This window comes from Mesorhizobium sp. M1E.F.Ca.ET.041.01.1.1 (genome assembly GCF_003997355.1).
GTDB lineage: Bacteria > Pseudomonadota > Alphaproteobacteria > Rhizobiales > Rhizobiaceae > Mesorhizobium.
This window is the reverse complement of sequence record NZ_RZSL01000060.1, coordinates 1-18,254: the sequence shown is the minus strand read 5'-3', so window position 1 is coordinate 18,254 and position 18,254 is coordinate 1. Positions and strand designations below refer to the sequence as shown.

15 protein-coding genes are annotated in these 18,254 nt (G+C 64.1%); 4 read left to right on the top strand and 11 right to left on the bottom strand.

The features are described 5' to 3' along the window. A partial coding sequence (locus EOA38_RS07990; protein ID WP_210212956.1) for a hypothetical protein occupies positions 1-252 on the top strand: 252 nt, incomplete at its 5' end. On the opposite strand, the gene EOA38_RS07985 is transcribed toward EOA38_RS07990, so the two are convergent. Then, the gene (locus tag EOA38_RS07985) at positions 253-2,802 is read right to left on the bottom strand and encodes a caspase family protein (RefSeq protein WP_127298897.1); all 2,550 of its coding nucleotides are present in this window, start codon (positions 2,800-2,802) and stop codon (positions 253-255) included. It abuts the gene before it with no gap. A 245-nt stretch (positions 2,803-3,047) separates the two neighbouring features. On the opposite strand from EOA38_RS07985, the gene hutH reads away from it, so the two are divergent. Beyond that, positions 3,048-4,544 (top strand): histidine ammonia-lyase, encoded by a 1,497-nt coding sequence (gene hutH / locus EOA38_RS07980; RefSeq protein WP_127220547.1) that lies wholly within the window; start codon positions 3,048-3,050, stop codon positions 4,542-4,544. A 34-nt stretch (positions 4,545-4,578) separates the two neighbouring features. Here hutH and fghA read toward each other — a convergent pair whose 3' ends face one another. Beyond that, complete coding sequence (gene fghA, locus EOA38_RS07975; protein ID WP_127220549.1) at positions 4,579-5,415, bottom strand: S-formylglutathione hydrolase; 837 nt, start codon at positions 5,413-5,415, stop codon at positions 4,579-4,581. A gap of 102 nt (positions 5,416-5,517) precedes the next feature. Continuing rightward, positions 5,518-7,587, bottom strand: a complete 2,070-nt coding sequence (locus EOA38_RS07970; protein WP_127298896.1) for an NAD(P)-binding protein — start codon at positions 7,585-7,587, stop codon at positions 5,518-5,520. A gap of 220 nt (positions 7,588-7,807) precedes the next feature. On the opposite strand from EOA38_RS07970, the gene argE reads away from it, so the two are divergent. Then, entirely contained in the window at positions 7,808-8,965 is a 1,158-nt protein-coding gene (gene argE, locus EOA38_RS07965; RefSeq protein ID WP_126095534.1) for an acetylornithine deacetylase, read from the top strand. A gap of 6 nt (positions 8,966-8,971) precedes the next feature. Here argE and EOA38_RS07960 read toward each other — a convergent pair whose 3' ends face one another. From EOA38_RS07960 to EOA38_RS07945, 5 genes are all read right to left on the bottom strand, one after another. After that, entirely contained in the window at positions 8,972-9,907 is a 936-nt protein-coding gene (locus EOA38_RS07960) for a LysR family transcriptional regulator (protein ID WP_126095535.1), read from the bottom strand. A gap of 109 nt (positions 9,908-10,016) precedes the next feature. Next, positions 10,017-10,193: a hypothetical protein gene (locus EOA38_RS39040; RefSeq protein ID WP_189350756.1), complete on the bottom strand. Its 177-nt coding sequence runs from the start codon at positions 10,191-10,193 to the stop codon at positions 10,017-10,019. A 21-nt stretch (positions 10,194-10,214) separates the two neighbouring features. Then, positions 10,215-10,889: a DUF1028 domain-containing protein gene (locus EOA38_RS07955; RefSeq protein ID WP_126095536.1), complete on the bottom strand. Its 675-nt coding sequence runs from the start codon at positions 10,887-10,889 to the stop codon at positions 10,215-10,217. A gap of 5 nt (positions 10,890-10,894) precedes the next feature. Next, positions 10,895-11,311, bottom strand: a complete 417-nt coding sequence (locus tag EOA38_RS07950) for a RidA family protein (protein WP_127298895.1) — start codon at positions 11,309-11,311, stop codon at positions 10,895-10,897. Positions 11,312-11,355: 44 nt separating this feature from the next. Next, on the bottom strand, positions 11,356-12,630 hold the full coding sequence (locus tag EOA38_RS07945) for an NAD(P)/FAD-dependent oxidoreductase (RefSeq protein ID WP_126095538.1): 1,275 nt from the start codon (positions 12,628-12,630) through the stop codon (positions 11,356-11,358). 301 nt (positions 12,631-12,931) lie between these two features. On the opposite strand from EOA38_RS07945, the gene EOA38_RS07940 reads away from it, so the two are divergent. Further along, positions 12,932-14,644 carry a GMC family oxidoreductase N-terminal domain-containing protein gene (locus tag EOA38_RS07940; RefSeq protein WP_245480791.1) on the top strand — a complete coding sequence of 571 codons (1,713 nt, stop codon included), beginning with the start codon at positions 12,932-12,934 and terminating at the stop codon, positions 14,642-14,644. Positions 14,645-14,810: 166 nt separating this feature from the next. On the opposite strand, the gene EOA38_RS07930 is transcribed toward EOA38_RS07940, so the two are convergent. From EOA38_RS07930 to EOA38_RS07920, 3 genes are all read right to left on the bottom strand, one after another. Further along, positions 14,811-15,569, bottom strand: coding sequence for an ABC transporter ATP-binding protein (locus tag EOA38_RS07930; RefSeq protein WP_198540192.1), 759 nt, complete (start codon positions 15,567-15,569; stop codon positions 14,811-14,813). 122 nt (positions 15,570-15,691) lie between these two features. After that, positions 15,692-16,495, bottom strand: coding sequence for an ABC transporter permease (locus EOA38_RS07925; protein WP_126095541.1), 804 nt, complete (start codon positions 16,493-16,495; stop codon positions 15,692-15,694). A gap of 178 nt (positions 16,496-16,673) precedes the next feature. Then, positions 16,674-17,657 (bottom strand): ABC transporter substrate-binding protein, encoded by a 984-nt coding sequence (locus tag EOA38_RS07920; RefSeq protein ID WP_126095542.1) that lies wholly within the window; start codon positions 17,655-17,657, stop codon positions 16,674-16,676. Positions 17,658-18,254 lie beyond the last annotated feature (597 nt).

Genomic DNA, 18,254 nt, shown 5'->3' with positions numbered 1-18,254 from the left:
CCCAAGGGCGCAATGACAGGCGCGGTTTCGTTTTGCATGGGCTTGATCAATTTCTTGGCGGTGACCTTCTTCCGCTTGACGACCTTTGGCGTTGTCGTCGTGCGAACGACCTTCGTCTTATACTTCGCCGTCGGCGCCGGCTCGACCCTCGGCATCACCGTCGTGCACCCCGAGACAGCGACAGCGCCGGATAAGATCGTTGCAACGATTGCGTGTTTCGATGCCCAACCCACCACATTGCCTCCTTGCTGATCAGAACAAATCCCGACGCGGGTTGGCTTGTTCCCAGACCGCCCTGGCCGTCTTGACCAGTTGATCGTCCAACGAGCCGTCCGCCGAAATCTTCGACTTGAGTTCCCCACGCATCTGTTTCAGGGCCGCCGTTTTCGCCTTGGCTCCGAATTTCGCCAGCGTGGCTTTTGCGTCCGGAATTTCGTTGCGAAGATCGAGCGCGGCCGCGAAAGCGAGGTAGCGCACGGCAACCGCCTGGTCGGCCTTGTCGCCTCTTTGCATCTCCAGAGCCGCGCGATCATACGCAGCCGACTGATCGCCGCGATCGGTCGCCAGCTCGAACAGCTTTTGCGCTTCGGCAAGATCCTGCTGCACCCCGACGCCGTCCCTGTACATGCGCGCAAGGCTGCCGGGAGCGTAGGGCTGGCCGAGATCCATGGATTTCTGGAAAAGCGACTGCGCCTGCTTCGGATCCTTCTCGACCCCGGTGCCGGTGAGATAATTGCGGCCGAGCAGGTTCATCGAATACATGTCCTGCCGTTCGACGCCGGCCTTGAGGAAGGCAACGGCGCGGGCCGGATCGGCAGGCACGCCGTTACGACCTTCCGTGAAGATCGCGGCGAGATCGTTCATGGCATAGGTGTGCCCCATCGCCGCCGCCTTCAGCAGCAGGTCCAGTCCCTTGGTGGTGTCACGCTCGACGCCGTAGCCGTTGAACAGGGCGCGACCCCACGAGGTCATCCCATAGGGATCGCCCTTGTCGGACGCTGCTGCGTAGAAGGTGTTGGCCTGCTTGCGGTTGGCGGGCATTCCCGTTCCCGTCGCGTTGAGGTAGCCAAGCTCGAACACCGCGCGGACATGCCCCTTGTCGGCAGCCTCCTGGATCGCCTTCTTGGCCTCGTCGACCTTGCCGACCACAAGCAGCGCCCGCCCGAGCTCGTAACGGAAGCGGGCGACGTCCGGATAGGCTTTCACCGCCGCCCGGCAGACGTCCACGGCGTTGCTGCTGATTTCGTTCGGCAGCAGGCCGGGAACGACGCCCTGCAGGTCGAGAGGCTCGCCGGCCTCCCTGTCGCAGGGCTCGACGCTTGGCGACAGCTTCATCGTTGCCTGCTTTGACGTAGCGTTGTCAGCCCTGATCTCGACGCCGACTATGAGTGGCTTGGCTTCGCCTATCTGCGGTTCATAGCGCAAATGGTCGACTTCATCGGCCATCAGGCTGGAATCCGGAGTCAGGGTTCGATCCGGCAGAGACAGCGTTCCCGTTGCCGGATAGCTGGCGAGCTTCAGGCTGACCGCCGGATCCTTTGTCGGGAATTCCAGCTTCAGCGGCACCGGGCCGACGCCGACCGGGACGGCAATATCGCGCTTTTCGATCGCCTCGGCGGCGCCGGCGATATGGATGCCGCGCTCCATCACCTGCTGCTTCTGTTCGGCCTCGAGCGAGGCCATGAGCTGCTGCCCCTCGGCGCCCTCGCCATTCTTGACGCGGAACACCAGTATGCCCTGGGATCCGCCGCCCCAATTGTCGCGCGTGGCATAGGCCAGCATGTCGACCTCTTCCTGCGCGCCGGAGCCCTTCGGCACGTCCATCTCGAGGCGCGGCAGATCCTTGCCGGCGATCGGCTCGCCCGTTGCGACAGGCTTGCCGTCCAGCATCAGTCGTCCAAGCGCAGGCGGCCGTTCGATGCTGACGGTGATTGCACCGCCGTCGACATCGACCGGTTCTGGCAGGTCCAGCGCGACGGGCCCGACGCCCGACGGCACGACCTTTTCCAGCACCGGCGGCAGCGCCGGGCGGCTGGCGCGGCGCATCAGCACGACCTCGTCGATCAGCGAGGAGTTTTCCCACGGAACCTGCTTGCCGTCAGTGGCCTTGACCACGTCGCGGCGAACCGCCGCCATCACCGTGCGTATCTCCTGGTTGGGCGCCAGCGCGCGGCGGGAAAAGGCGGACGAGAAGGGGCTGAGGTCGCCGGTTCCGTCATAGGCGACCGCGCCCGGCTCGGTGGCGAAGGCGATCAGCGTATTCAAGGAGCTCTTCACCTGCGCAAGGCCGCTGCCGCCGGCCGCGATCAGCTGGTCCCGCAGCCAATAGTCCTTGCGCGGGAAGGGATTGTTGCGGCAGGCATCGAGGATGATCACTTGGATCTTCGATTTGGAGCGCAGTTGCTCCAGCACGTCGTCGAGCTTGATGGCCTGGACCTCTATGTCGGCCGCGGCCTTCAGCGAGGCATCGACCGGGATCAGGAAATTCTCGCCGCCGATCTGAAAGCCGTGGCCGGAATAATAAACGACCGCCAAATCCGCGCCGTCGGCCGCGGCGAGATAGTTGCGGAACTGCTCCTCGAACTGAAGCTTGGTGAGGTCCTTGGCGACGAACACGTCGAAGCCGGCCAGCCGGAACGTGTTCGACACATCCTCGGCATCCTTGTCCGGGTTCTTGAGGGCCGGGATGTCGCGGTATTCGGAATTGCCGATCACAAAGGCAACCCGGCGATCGGCATGGGCTTCGAACGGCGTGAAGCCCACGAGGATCAAGGCTGCAAGGAACGCGCAGCATCGCAGCATGGCAAATCCTTAACTGCTATGACCTGTCGCCCGCAGCAATGCAGCTTGCGGCGCCGAGGTCTGTTAAAGAGTTCACAATCTGCCGGGATCGAAGCAGACCGCATCCATAACGACGGCGGTCGTGCGTCTCATCCAATCAAGTTCTAAAATACTCCAGAGGCACAGGCGCCGCAATGACACTGCGCCGTGTCGAGGAGCGGCGTGGCACATTTGCGCGGCACCGATCTTGGGATAGATGCAAGGACATGACAGCCAGGGTGATAGTCCTTGACGCCAGGCCGCTCAGCGCGGCCGATGTCGCCGAGATCGCGCGGCGCAACGCCCGCCTCGTGCTGGGCGAGGAGGCCATGCGCCGCATCCGCGCCAGCCGCGCGCTCATCGAGCGCCTCACCCAGCTCGGCAAGCCGCTCTACGGCGTCACCACCGGCCTTGGCGCCTGTGTCGACACCCCGCTTGCCGAGGCCGATCTGATCGCCTTCCAGCACAGCGTGCCGCTCAGCCACTCGATGGGCGCCGGCCCGGCCCTGCCGACTGAGGCGGTGCGGGCGCTGATGACGGCGCGCATTTGCGGCATGGCCGCCGGCGGCACCGGCGCCTCCGAGCGGGTTGTCATGGGCCTGCTTGCGGCGCTCAACGCCGGTGTCCACCCGGTGATACCCAGTTGGGGATCGATCGGGGCGGCCGACCTTGCTCCTCTCGGCCATATGGCGAGGGCGCTCGGTGGCGACGGCGAGGCCGAATTCCAGGGCAGGATCATGCCGGCGGCCGAAGCGCTGAAGCTTGCCGGGCTCGAGCCGCTCGACCTGCGTGAAAAGGACGGCCACGCCATCATCGTGGCGAACAGCCTTTCCACCGGAACGGCGTGCCTGGCGCTCGAAGACGTCGCCTGCCTCATCGACTGGTCGCTGGCGGCCGTGGCCCTCAACTACGAGGCGTTCCGCTCCACCCTCAAGGCAATCGACGAGGATGCGTTGGCTGCGCGGCCGGCATTCGGGCAATGCGAGATCGGCGCGCGGCTCAGGGCGGAACTGTCCGGAAGCGGGCTTTGGCACGAGACCGCCGCGCGGCGCCTGCAGGACCCGCTCAGTTTCCGCTGCGTGCCGCAGGTGTGGGGCGGCCTGCTCAACGCATTCGAGCAGGCCAGGCTGGCGACGGAGATCGAGCTCGGCCATTCCGGCGACAACCCGGTGATCCTGCCGGCGGCTGAGCGGGTGGTTTCAAACGGCAATTTCGACCTCACGGCCTTCACGCTGGCCTGGGAACAGCTTGGCCAGGCTCTGGCGCATTGCGCGGTCGCCACCGCCAACCGCTCGATGAAGCTGATGTCGCCGACGGTGGCGGAACTGCCGCGCTTCTTGTCGGCCAGGGGCGGGAGCCGCCAGGGCTACGCGGAACTGCAGAAACCGGTCGCGGCACTGGAGGCCGAGATCCGGCACCTCGCCAATCCGATGTCGCTCAGCCCGCTCGCGGTCTCGGACGGCATCGAGGACCAGTCGTCGATGGCGCCCCGGGTGGTGGCCAAGACCGCCGGCATCATCGAGCGCCTGCGCTACCTCGTTGCGATGGAACTGATTTTCGCGGCGACAGGCGTGGAATTGCGCGGCGTGGTCGACAGCATGGGCGAAGGCCCGCAACGCAGCTATGCCGCCGTGCGCGCGCTCGTCGCCCCGCTCGACGACGACCGCGAGATGAGCGCGGACATGGCGCGGGTCGCGCGGATGGTGGCGGGGCCGAGATTCTGATCTGAAGCTTACCACCGGCGCCGGCTTGCTTCCGCTACCTCGCCAGTCGCGCCGCGTGCCACTTCAGATGGTCGTCCATGAAGGTCGAGATGAAGTTGTAGGAATGGTCGTAGCCTTCCTGCATGCGCAGCGTCAGCGCGATGCCCGCCTTCCTGCAGGCGTCCTCGAGCAGCCATGGGCGCAAGCCATCCTGCAGGAAGCCGTCGGCCGTGCCCTGGTCGACGAGCAGCTCACCGTAACGACAGCCATCCTCGATGAGAAGCGTGGCGTCATAGGCGCGCCAGCTCCTTTCGTCCGGTCCCAGATATTTCTCGAATGCCGGCCGAGACCAGCCCGCCGTCGTCGGCTGCACGATCGGCGCGAAAGCCGAGCAGCTCCGGAAGCGCTCGGGGTTCCTCAGCGCGATCGTCAGCGCGCCATGCCCGCCCATCGAGTGGCCGAAGATCGACTGGCGTGACATGTCGACCGGAAAATTCGCGGCGACGAGCGCCGGCAATTCCTCGGTGACGTAGGAGTACATGCGGTAGTTTTTCGCATAAGGCGGCTGCGTGGCGTCGAGGTAGAAGCCGGCGCCGCAGCCGAACTGCCAATTGTCCTTTTCGTCCGGCACATCAGGGCCGCGCGGGCTGGTGTCGGGGCATACGATGACGAGCCCCAGCTCGGCGGCCATGCGGCGGTATTCGCCCTTGTCCATGACGTTGGCGTGCGTGCAAGTGAGGCCCGACAGGTACCAAAGGACCGGCACATGGCCTTCGGCGGCCTGGGGCGGCGCGAAGACGGCAAAGGTCATGTCGCAGGCGCAAGCCTGCGAGGCATGCGAGTAGACGCCCTGGACGCCGCCATGCGATTTGGACGTGGAAAGGACTTTCATCGGCTACACCTTCCTGTCAGCTATCTCGGGCCCCGGCATAGCCGCCGGACCTCGCAATCGCAACCTTGCGCCTTGCAGAACGGCGTAATCGAGCTCCAACGCCTAGTCCGCCGCCAGCGCCGCCACCTCCCGCCGGAAAGGCAGAGCGTCGCCGATATCGGGTTCGTCCAGCTCGCGGGCGAACCGGTGGCCGGCATAGGTTGCCCAGGCGATCGGTCCCGGCGCTTCGGCGTCGCCGATGGCCTTGACCGAACGGATGCCATTGCCGGCCCACTCGTTTTCCCGCGCCTTGAGCTCGCGCCAAACGGCGTCGTCCTGATTGCGCGACGTGACCAGAACGACGGCATCGGCAGCCAGGTCCTGTTTCGCGCCGGTGTAGACGCAAGCCGTCACGACGCCGCCTGAGGCTATATTCGCGACGATCCGGCTGAGGACGATATCTACTCCCAGCTCCGCCAGGCGGCGGTGGATGGCCCCCTGCTCCAGCGTGTTGCGTGTCCAGTCCGAGACATAGGCCGACGGGGTCACCAGGGTCACCTTTGCGCCCTGACGCGCCATCAGCTCGGCGAGGACGCCTCCCATGTAGTAGTGATCGTCGTCGAAGAGCACGACGTTGCCGCCCGGCACCTTGCCGTCCATCAGATCGTCGGGCGTGTAGACCGTTATGGCGGCGTCGATCGGCATCGGCACAACATGGGCGCGCGCGACGCCGTCACGCCGCCAGGTCGATCCGGTCGCGACGGCGACGTTCTGGAATCCGAAGGACAGGATGTCGTCGGCCGTCAGCCGGCTTGCGAAATAGATGTCGACATTCGGCATCTGGCTGAGCTGATACTGCCGGTAGTCGCGCACCCGGCCCCAGGCCGACAGGCCCGGAAGCCGGCTCTCGCGCGCCACGCGTCCGCCGAGCTCGGTGCCCGCTTCCGCTATGGCCACCTGGTAGCCGCGCAGGCCGAGCGCACGGGCGGCCTCCAGTCCGGCCGGCCCGGCGCCGACGATCAGCACGCTGTCGCTGTCGCCCTTGGCCTGCATGCGCTCCGGATGCCAGCCCTTGCGCCATTCCTCCATGAAGGTCGGGTTCTGCGTGCAGCGCGAGATCGACATCGTCATGTCGCCGGTGATGCAGATGTTGCAGCCGATGCATTCGCGGATGTCCTCGATGCGGCCCTCCTCGATCTTCCTCGGCAGAAAGGGATCGGCGATCGACGGGCGGGCGCAGCCGATGAAGTCGAGCGTGCCCGACCTGATCATCCTGACCATCACGTCGGGCGAAGTGAAGCGGCCAACGCCGACGACCGGCTTCGAGGTCAGCTTCTTGATGCCGGAGACGAGGCTCTCCTGCGCGGCCTCTTCCTTGAAGCGCGACGGTCCCGAGCAATCCTCCCAGGCGCCATGGGCAAGATCCCAGAGATCAGGCAGGTCGGCATGCATCTCGATCATGTCGCGGACTTCCGAGTTGGCGAAGCCAAGCTCACTGATCATCTCGTCCAGCGACAGCCTGAGCGTCAGGCCGCAGGTGTCGCCGATCGCGTCGCGCCCTTCCTCGATCAGCTCGCGCATCAGCCGCGAGCGGTTTTCCAGCGAGCCGCCATATTCGTCGCCGCGCTGGTTGGTGGCGGTGGACAGAAAGTGCTGGATGATGCCGAAGCCGTGCGCGCCGTAGAGGCAGACCAGGTCGAAACCCGCCTGCCTGGCGCGCTTGAAGGCATTGCGGTGCCAGCGGCGCAGGTCGCGGATATCCTGCTTGTCCATGGCGCGCGCCTGCACCGGGTCGTTGGTGAAGGTGCGGATCGGCAGGGCCGACGGCCCGCGCGGAACCTCCTTTGTGTAGAGGTTGGGACCGTTGATGCCGGAATAGGCGAGCTGGATGCCGGCCAGCGCGCCGTGCTCGTGCATGGCTCTCGCCATCTTCGCCAGGGCCGGAATGTCGGCGTCGTCCCATAGCCGCAGTTCAATGAAGGGCGTGATCTCGGAGGTATGATGCATCTCCGTCTGCTCGGTGAAGATGACGCCCCATCCGCCTTCCGATTTGGTGCGGCGCATCTCGGCCGCGGCCGACGGATCGCGATAGCCGCCGCCATTGCAGTGGGGAACCTGATAGAAGCGGTTCTTGGCCGTCACCGGGCCGATCTTCATCGGTTCGAACAGAATGTCGTAGCGCGGGTCGCGCATATCACTTCCCTCCTGTCGGCTGGCGCTGCGGGTGCTGCTGGGACTACTCATAGGTTGGCGGGTGCGGGAAAACTATGGATTTCTTCTGTGCGGATTAGGACGCGCCTAATCGCGTGCTTCCGTGGATTAGTCTCAAATGAACCGGGGCTGAGCCAAATGCGACTTCAGAGCCGCCGCGGCACGATGCTACACCGCCGGCAGCGGCAACGGGACAAGAGAGATGGACAGCATCAGGATACTCGAACGGCTGATCGCCTTCCCGACAGTAAGCCGCGATTCGAACCTCGACCTCATCGGCTATGCGGCGGACCTGCTCGGCGCGAATGGCATTGCCTGCCAGATCATTCACAGCCCCGACGGTCACAAGGCCAACCTCTTTGCCACGATCGGCCCGACCGACAAGCCCGGCATCATGCTGTCCGGCCATACCGACGTCGTTCCCGTCGACGGACAGAACTGGACGCTGCCTCCATTCGCGATGACCGAACGCGACGGCAAGCTCTACGGGCGCGGCGCGGCGGACATGAAGGGCTTTGTGGCCTCAGCGCTCGCGGCCTGCCTCAAGGCCTCGACGATAGCGCTTCGGACGCCCTTGCATCTCGCGCTCTCCTATGACGAGGAGGTCGGCTGCCTGGGCGTGCGCGGCCTGATCGAAATGCTGAGTGCTGCGCCGCAACGCCCGCTGCTGTGCATCGTCGGCGAGCCGACCAACATGCAGGTGGCGACGGGGCACAAGGGCAAGCTTGCGGCTCGCGCCGTCTGCAGGGGGCGAGAAGGCCATTCGGCGCTGGCTCCGCTGGCGCTCAACGCCATCCATCTCGGCTGCGACTTCGTGCGCTCCTTGCGTGACGAACAGGACCGGCTGACGCGCGAAGGCGCGCGCGACGGCGATTACGACATTCCCTACACGACCGTGCATGTCGGCAAGATCAATGCCGGCGTGGCGCTCAACATCGTGCCCAACCTTTGCCAGGTCGATTTCGAGATCCGCAACGTCGCCGCCGACGATGCCGCCGTCATTCTCGACAGGCTGCGCATTGCTGCGGCGCGCATTGCCGCCGACGCCGCTTCGATCGCGGCCGAAGCGGCGATCGACATCGAGATCACCAACACCTATCCGGGACTCGACACGCCGGCCGCTTCGGAAGCAGTGGCCTTCGTCAAATCGCTGACCGGCGCCAACGACACGATGAAAGTCGCTTTCGGCACGGAAGGCGGATTGTTCAGCCGCGATCTCGGCACGCCGGCCGTCGTCTGCGGACCGGGTTCCATGGCACAGGGACACAAGCCGGACGAATTTGTCAGTGTTGAACAGTTGCGGCGTTGCGACGGGATGCTGGAGCGGCTGCTGTCGCGGCTCGCCGACGGCTGGCCGTGATATCGCCTATTTGACGATGCGTTCGGTGCCGAAGACGCCTTGCTCGACGACGAAGCGGCGACAGTGATCGATGAAGGCCTGCACCGTCAGCGTGCGGTGCTCGGCATTCGGCAGCGCAATTCCCATGGTCAGCGGCCTGATGTCGCCCAGCAGGGGCACGAAGACCAGCAATTTGCCGTCCGGCGACATGGTGTTGAGCGGCCGCATGTTGGCGATACCGTAGCCGAAGCCGTTGGCGACCATCGAGCGCATCACGGCGATGTCGCCGGTGCGCTCGGCGATCTTGGGCCGCAGGCCCTTGGGCTGGAAGGCCGAGAGGAAATATTCCCTGCTGTAGGGCAGGTCGAGAAGCACCATCGGCTCATCGACCAGTTCCTCCGGCGTGATGCTCGCCCTGCCCGCCAGGCGATGCGCGGCCGGCAGCATCACATAGGCTGGCAGTTGCATCAGCGGCTCGAACGTCATGTCCTGCGACAGTTCGAGATCGTAGGTGAGTGCTGCGTCTATCTCGCCACGCTGCAGCATCTCGAACAATTGCCCCTGGTTGCGCTCGAACTGCCTGACGCGCACGTCCGGATAGGCGTCCTCGAATTTCCTGCGCAGCGTCGGCAGCACGATCTGCGCGAAGGTGAGCAGGCAGCCGATAGCCAACGGTCCGCGCACCTTTTCGGCGATATCGCCGGCAATGTCGTGCAGCGCGTCCGCGTCGTTGAGCAGCCGCGCGGCTTCCTTGAGGAACAGGCGCCCTCCCGCGGTCAGCGCAAGTGCATGCGAGTGCTTGCGCACGAAGAGCTGGACGCCGAATTCCGCTTCGAGCTGGGCTATCGACGCCGAGATCGACGGCGGCGAGACATTCACCTGCTCGGCCGCCTTGGCGATCGAGCCGGCTTCGCCGACGGCGACGAAGTATTCGAGTTGTCTGAGGGTAAAGCGGAGCGGCATCGTTCTATGTTGCCGGTTTGCACCCGGTGATCAAGTCACGGCCGCTCCTCGGTACTTGATCCAGGTGGTCTTCAACGCCGTGTATTTGTCGAGCACGTGCAGCGATAGATCACGCCCGAAGCCGGACTGGAGGCGACCCCGGCGAACGTCGCTCCGTGGCCGGATTGATGCTGGCGAAAGTCCGGCGGGAACGCGCAGGCACCGGCTTGCCGTCGATGAATGCCTTGTCGCGGAAACGGATCGCGGCCGCCTTGCCCACCCATTCCTTGTGGCTGAGGTCTCTCATGCCGGTTCCAGACTGTCGGGACTACTCGTCACCGGGAACGCCGTAACTCGGCGCGTCAGACGGGTTGAGGGCACGGGTGACGTAGGCATCGAGCTGGGGCTTGTAGATTTCCCATAAAGTTGCCAACTGCTCGATCGGACACTCCTCGGTCCAGTCGCAACGCAGGTCGGCGACGGGCCACGAAACATCGCGCACCAGCTTCATGCCGGCGGAGCGGACAGGCCCTGCCTCGCCGCCAGCATGAAGCGCCGCCCGCATCGTGGCGATCAGCCGGTCGCCAAGGTTGCCTTCGGAGGCGAGGAAGGCATCGACCATGGCCTGCGGAATGCCGTCATTCGCAAGCAGGTTGCCGCCGCAGGCGACGTCCTCGCCGCGCGCCTCGGCCCAGATTTCAAGTGCCTTCGGCCCTGAATGGATTGCGCTGACGCCCGCGGTGTCGACAGCCAGTATCTGCCGGTATTCAATGAAAGCTCCGGTCCGTTTCAGGATCGCGACGGCCTCAGTGGCGGAGGCGCCGCGCGCCATCAACTCCAATGCCCGAGGCCCAAGCGTCGGGTCGGTGACGTTCTGGCTGGCGACGGCGCCGACGCCGGCCTGCGCGTAGGCGCAACGGGCCGCGACGGCGGGAGACGACGAGGACACCGCCACCCCGAACATGCCCGTGCGCCGGCATCGCGCGACGATGGAAAAGGTCATCGCGCTCAGTCCGGAATGACGGCGGTGCCGTCGATCTCGACCAGCCATTCCGGCCGAGCGAGGGCCGACACGACCAGGCCGGTCGAAACCGGATGCACGCCTTTGATGTATTCGCCCATCGTCCGGTAGACGGCTTCGCGATGCCGGACATCGGTCAGGTAGATCACCACCTTCACCAGATGGTCCATCGTGCCGCCGCATTCCTCGATGAGCTGCTTGATGTTTTGCATGACCTTGTGGGTCTGCTCGACCGGATCGTGGCTGTCGATGTTCTTGGCGGTATCGAGATCCTGCGGGCATTGGCCGCGCAGATAGACGGTGCGGCCGCCCCGCGTGACCACCGCCTGGCAGAGATCGTTGTCGAGCTTCTGCTCGGGATAGGTATCCTTGGTGTTGAAGGGGCGAATTCGCGTATGCGCCATCTTTGTCTCCATCAGGTCGGGCTCGCGGCCGTCGTCAGCTCTGGTCAGGCATCCACGGTCTCGCGCTTCGCTGCAGCGTGGTAGGCCAGATATTTGCGCTGCGTGGAGATGCGGTCCGCCAGGTGCTTGGCATCGTGCCATACGCCCCAGATAAAACTCGACCCTCTTCGCGACTGCCAGGGCAGACCAAGGAAATAGATCCCTGGCTCGGTCGAGACGCCGCGCTGGTGCCTTGGCCGGCCCTTCTCGTCGAAAGCATCGACCTTCAGCCAGCTGTAGTCGACGGCAAAGCCCGTCGCCCAGATGATCGACACTATGCCGGCTTCGGCCAGATCGAGCTCGCGGATCGGATTGGTCACGCATTCCGGATCGGGCTCGATCCGGCGAGCGGCGGGCTCTTCCGGGAGGTCAAGACCGTTCAGCGTTACATAAGCGTCGGCTTCGTCCAGCAGCGACATCAGGCTGGCGTCGCCGCGTGCGATATTGTTCGCAAGATCGGGCGCGAAGGTCATCACGCCGTCGTGATACGCCTTCGTCATGCCGACCAGGGTCAGGCCCTGCGCGGCCAGACGACGGAAATCGATCGTTTCGCCGCCGCGTGCGCCGCTCACCGCGATCGTGACGTGTTCGGTGCCGGGTCCCGGCGTTTCGACATCCCATTTGCCGAGGACTCCCAGCCACCAGCAGAAATCGCGCCCGCGATAGGCCCGCGGTGGGCGATCGTGCGGGCCGACCGAAAGATAGACGCGCCTGCCGGCGCGTTGGAGTTCGTCGGCGATCTGTACGCCCGATGATCCCGCGCCGACCACCAGCACTGCGCCTTTCGGCAACTGCGCGGGGTTGCGGTAGGCGCTGGAATGGATCTGCAGGACACCCGCATCGCCAGGAACAACAGGCGGAATGACGGGGATCTGGAAAGGTCCGGTCGCGGCGACGACGCTGTTGGCTTCGATCACACCATCCGACGTCTCGACGCGGAATCCGGGCCGACCGACATTTCTTTGCACGAGCTTGACCTCCACGCCGCAGCGGATCGGCGCATCGATCTGCTTCGCGTAGGCGACAAAATAATCGGCGACCTCTTCCTTGGGGGGAAAGCCGTCAGGACCAGTCCGCGCAAATTCCATGCCCGGGAACCGGTCATGCCAGGCCGGGCCATTGGCGACCAGGGAGTCCCACCGCTGTGAGCGCCAGCGCTCGGCGATCCGGCCGCGCTCGAGAATGAGATGAGGCACCCTGCATTTGGTCAGGTGCTCGCTCATAGCCACTCCCGCCTGGCCGCCGCCAACGACAAGCGTGTCTATCGTCTCAACCGACATGCTCAGTCCTTTTCTGACCATCCGACAGCTTCCGCCGCGCGGGATGAAAACCGATTTTCGACGGCAGGTAGACGCAGCCCAAGGTGACCCCGTTCGCCGTGTTCTGGACAAGCAGCCGCGCCATCCGACCGTCTCTCTATTGCAGCCGACAAGTAGCAGCAGGTGCCGGTAGGCGCACATAACGAATCTCCGAAGTCACGCGTAACCATTTCCGAATTTCTCGCACCGATCGGCGCACCTAGAGTTCCAGCGGTCGGATCGATCGACACCGCTGCATGAGGTGACGGGCGAAGCCGGATACATGTCGGCACGGAACTGGTTTCGGAACAGGAATGCGCTTCCGCGCGACCCGTTCCGCCATGCCTCGAGCGCCGACATCCTCGAAGGGCTGGGCATGAAGACTGAGAACTATGACTACATCGTCGTCGGCGCGGGTTCGGCCGGTTGCGTGGTGGCCAATCGGCTGAGCGCCGATCCGTCGGTCAAGGTGTGCCTGATAGAGGCCGGCGGCAGCGACAACAGCCTTCGGGTCAAGGTGCCGGCGGGCATCCTGTCGCTCTACGGCAACCCGAACTACGACTATTGTTTCGTCGGCGTGCCGCAGCCTCATCTCAACAACCGCAGAATTCCGGTCAACCGCGGCAAGACGCTGGGCGGATCGAGCTCGATCAACTCGATGGTCTATATTCGCGGCGCCGCCGAGGATTATGACGAGTGGGCCGGGCTCGGCTGCGCCGGCTGGGCCTACAGCGACGTGCTGCCTGTCTTCAAGAAGCTGGAGCGCAATCTGATCGCCCAGGATCCGCGCTATCACGGCACCGACGGAGAGCTGCTGGTCGACAATCCGCGCGATCCGAACGTGCTTTCCACCATGTTCGTGAAGGCCGGCCAGAATGCCGGCCTGCCTGCCAATACGGACTTCAATGCCGAGAGCCAGTTCGGCGTCGGCATCTACAACGTCACGCAGGACCGGGGTCAGCGCTTCAGCAGCTTCAGCGCTTTCATGCGCCCGGTGCTCGATCGCAAGAACCTGACGCTGCTCAGCGAATGCGAGGTGATCGACCTTGTCGTTGCCGAGGGACGCGCGACGGGAATGCGCGTTCGGCATGAGGGCGAGCAAAAGATACTCTCGGCCAGCCGCGAGATCGTGCTCTCGGCCGGAGCGATCAACTCGCCCAAGATTCTGATGGCGTCCGGCATCGGCCCGGCAGACGAGCTCCGGCAGATCGGCATCACGCCGGTGCTCGACCTGCCGGGCGTCGGCAAGAACCTGCAAGATCATGTCGACGGCATGATCACCGTGCGATCCAGGAGCACCAAGACGCTCGGCCTGTCGATCGCCAACCTGCCACGCATGGCGGCCGCACCCTTCCAGTATTTCGCGCGCCGCAAGGGCATGCTCACCACCAACTATGTCGAAGCCGGGGGCTTTGCCAAAACCAGGCACGCGAACGGGCTTCCCGACATCCAGTTCCATTTCGTGCCGGGCTATCGCAGCCATCGCGGCAGGCTGATCGAGTACGGCCACGGCTACGCCATTCACACCTGCGTGCTCAGACCGAAAAGCGTGGGCGAGATCAAATTGTCGCGGGACAGTTCCCGCCGGGACGTCCTCATCGACCACCGCTTCTTCGCGGATGAAGAGGACTCCAAGGTGCTGGTCGAAGGCATCAAGATCGTACGCAAGATCCTTGCCGCATCCGAGTTCGATGAGGTGCGCGGCAAGGAGATGCTTCCGGGCAAGGATGTCCGCAGCGACGACGAAATCCTCGCCTATCTGCGCGCCGAAGCGCTGACCGTCTACCACCCGGTAGGAACCTGCAAGATGGGAGCCGACGCAATGGCCGTCGTCGATCCGACGACGCTGAAGGTGCATGGCATGGATGGGCTCCGCGTCGCCGACGCCTCCGTCATGCCGAAGCTGATCGGCGGCAACACGAACGCGCCTAGCATGATGATCGGGCAGATGGCTTCGGAGATGATCCTCGGCGCGGCGCATCGCGGCGAAAGGTAAAGATCGCCTCGCCTTTCGAAATTGGGCAGTTCGGCATTTCGCTGCACTGCCCAACTGTTTGCTCTTAGAGCAGTCCAGCTTTTCACAGAAACGCCAAACTGCTCTAAATATTTGTTTTTACGCAATTCCGGGCGGAAAACCGTTACACACTTTTCCTGGAATTGCTCTAGTGATCCTCGTCGATCTCGTCGTGCAAAAGGCCGAGGATGCGGCGCTTGAGCGCGATGAAGTCGGGCTCAAGGATCACGTCCATCGAGCGCGGCCGGGGGATGTCGACCTTGATCTCGGCCTTGATCTTGCCGGGCCGGGCCGTCATCACCAGCACGCGGTCGCCCAGAACCAGCGCCTCGTCGATATCGTGGGTGACGAAGAGCACCGTCTTCTGCTGCCGTTCCCAGACGCGCAAGAGCAGTTTCTGCATGGTGCCGCGCGTCTGGCTGTCGAGGGCGCCGAAGGGCTCGTCCATCAAGAGAACGGCCGGGTCGTTGGCAAGGGCGCGCGCGATCGCCACGCGTTGCTTCATGCCGCCCGAAAGCTGCGCGGGGTAATGATCCGCAAAGGGCGCGAGGCCGACCTCGTTGAGATACTGGTCGACGATTTGCTTGCGCTGCTCCGCGGGCAGGCCCTTGCGTTTCGGCCCGTATTCGATGTTGGCGCGGACCGTCAGCCAGGGAAACAAGGTGTAGCTCTGGAACACCATGCCTCTGTCGGGGCCGGGTTCGATCACCTCCCTTCCATCGACTTTGATGCTGCCCGAGGTCGCGTCGTTGAGGCCGGCCGCGAGGTAGAGCAGGCTGGATTTGCCGCATCCCGAAGGGCCGACGATGACGCAGAATTCGTTCCTGGCCACTTTCAGCGACACATCGTCCAGCGCCAGCACGCCGTTGGCGTCGCCGTAACGCAGTGTCACGTCTTCGATGGCCATCGTGGTGCCGGCCGAACGCGGATCGCCAGTTGCATAGGCCGTACCGGCCGGATTGTTCGCGTCGATGGTATCGGTCATCACTACCCTTGATCCAGCTGCGGTTTGCGAGGATGCGTTCAAGATCAAGGTGCCCATGGCGCGACCCTTGCCCGGATGATGCGGAATGCCGTGTCGGTGATGAGACCCAGAAGCCCGATCGCGGCGATCGCCATGAAGATCACATCGACCTGGAAGCCGCGCATCGCCTTCAGGCTGATATAGCCAAGACCGCTCGACGCGGCGACGAGCTCGGCCACAACCAGATATGTCCAGGCCCAGCCCATGGTGACGCGAAGCGTGTCGAGGATCGCGGGAAGTGCGGCAGGGAAAATGACGTGCCACACGGCTTCGCTGCGATTGGTGCCCAAGGTGTAGGAGGCGTTGACAAGATCCCTCGACACGCCGCGCGCGCAGTCGGAGATCATCACGAGCTGCTGGAAGAAAGTGCCGAAGAAGATGACCGCTATGCGCTGCTCGATGCCGATGCCGATCCATAGGATGAACAGGGGCACGAACGAGGTCACGGGCAGATAGCGGATGAAGTTGACCAGCGGCTCCAGCGGCGCCTGCACCGCCCGATAGGTGCCCATCCATAGCCCGAGCGGCACCGCGATCACCGAGGACACGATGAAGCCCAGGATCACCACCTTGGCGCTGGTCAACGTGTGGTAGAAAAGGCTGCCGTCCAGGGACATGCGATAGGTCGTCTCGAGCACGGTTCCGGGCGTGGGCAGGAACATGTTCGGCACGACGCGGCCATAGGACAGGAGAGCCCAGCCGCCGATCACGACCACCCACATCGCCAGCGCGAGCGTCGTTGCCGTGCCGGCGGGAATGTTGGCGAATGGGGTCGTCAGGCGTGTCCACGCCGTCCGCCTCTGTGCCATAGGTTGGCCTCCGTTGATTTTATGCGCGAAATTCTGGCGCTCGAGAAAACGGGACCGGCTCAGGCGGGCCGACCACTCTCGCTTTCGGGAAACGGGGCCAGCCCGGACGGGCCGGCCAACTCTGGCTTTCGAGAACCGGGGCCGGCCCGAATGGGCCGGCCCCGGTGATCTCATAGGCTCACTGTTCCTTGATGAAATCGGTGTCGAGGATGGTTTTCGCGTCGATCGTCATCTTCAGCTTGCCGGCCTTGCCCCAGATATCCTGCGCGAAATTCACCAGGTCGGATGCCTCGCTCTTCTCAGGGGTGCCGAAGAATTCCAGGTTGCGAGCACGATCATAATAGCGCACGCCCTTGGCGCCGGCGGCGAAATCCTCGGGCTTTTCGAGATAGCCGCCAATGCCCTTGGCCATGATCTCGTAGGCCTTTTCCGGGTTGGTCTTGATGTATTCGACCGCCTTGTAATAGCCCTTGACGAGGGCCTTCACGTCCTCGGGATGCTTTTCAATCAGGTCGCATTTGAGGGCGATCACGTCGACGATCAGGCCGGGGGTGGTCGTGGAATCGATCAGCACCTTCCCCTTTCCGCCCTTGCGGACCTCGGTGAGGTGCGGTTCCCAGGTCACGGCAGCGGGAACCTGGCCGGCGATGAAGGCCGTCGCCGCGTCATCGGCGGTCATGTTGGTGACGCTGACGTCGTCCTCGGTCATGCCTTCCTTTTTCAGGAGCACGTTGAACCAGAATTCGGAAACGGAGCCCTCGTTCAAGGCGACGGGCTGGCCCTTCAAATCCTTCAGCGACTTGACGTCGGCCTGCGAGACGACGCCGTCGCCGCCATGGCTGTCATCGAGCGCCAGGACGTATTTGAAGCAAAGCTCGTCCGAGCGGTACTTCATCAGCTCGTCGACGGTGGATGCCGCGCCGTCGAGATCGCCACCGGCGACCGCCGCCATGTAAAGCGCTGATTCTTCAATGACCTTCAGGTCGACATCGACGCCGGCTTCCTTGAAGTAGCCGAGATCGCGGGCAAGAAACAGCGGCCCGTAGCCTACCCAGGTGGTCATGCCGAGGCGAATGGCGCCAGCGTTGGCAGGAGCGGAAAGCGCCAAGCCCAGCAGGCCTGCACTGACCGCGGTCATCAGGCAATTTCGGAAAGTCTTCATTTTTGTGGTTCCCCTATGGCTTTGCCGGCATCGGCCTCACTCAGGTGGCTTGCCAAGCTATGGTTCGGCAGCCGCTCTCTTGTTATGCGTCGCCTCCCAGGCGAGCCTTGCGTGTTCTAGGTTCGGCAAGAGAGCATCCGGGCTGGATCGCAAAAAGAAGTCTTTTTCTGTCCTTTGCTTCGCCGAAACCGAAGCGGAGGGGCCCGGGCGGCCGCTGGCAAGCGAGGCAGGCTGGTTCGCCTGTCTCGGCCTGGCGCCTCGACATTGCGCACACAGGCCAGATGCGTCGGCCGCTAAAGTATGTCGACCCCGCACGAACCCGCCAAGCCGGCATAGGTGCTATCGCGGACGCCTTTCACCGGCGCGGGCATCGTGTTTCGAATGCGACTTGACGCCTTCAACACTCGTATAGCCGATCATCCCGCCCATTCGTCTCCCGCGCGTGGATTACCTCTGGGTCGCGAGACGCCTGAAGGCACCGCGCGTCTAAAGCGCGTCGCGATCTTCCAGGTTCGCTCCGTGCGCTTTAGGTTTTTGATTTTACGCATGTCTTTGTCCCGAAACCGGTTCCCACTTTCGGGAGACATGCTTTAAAAC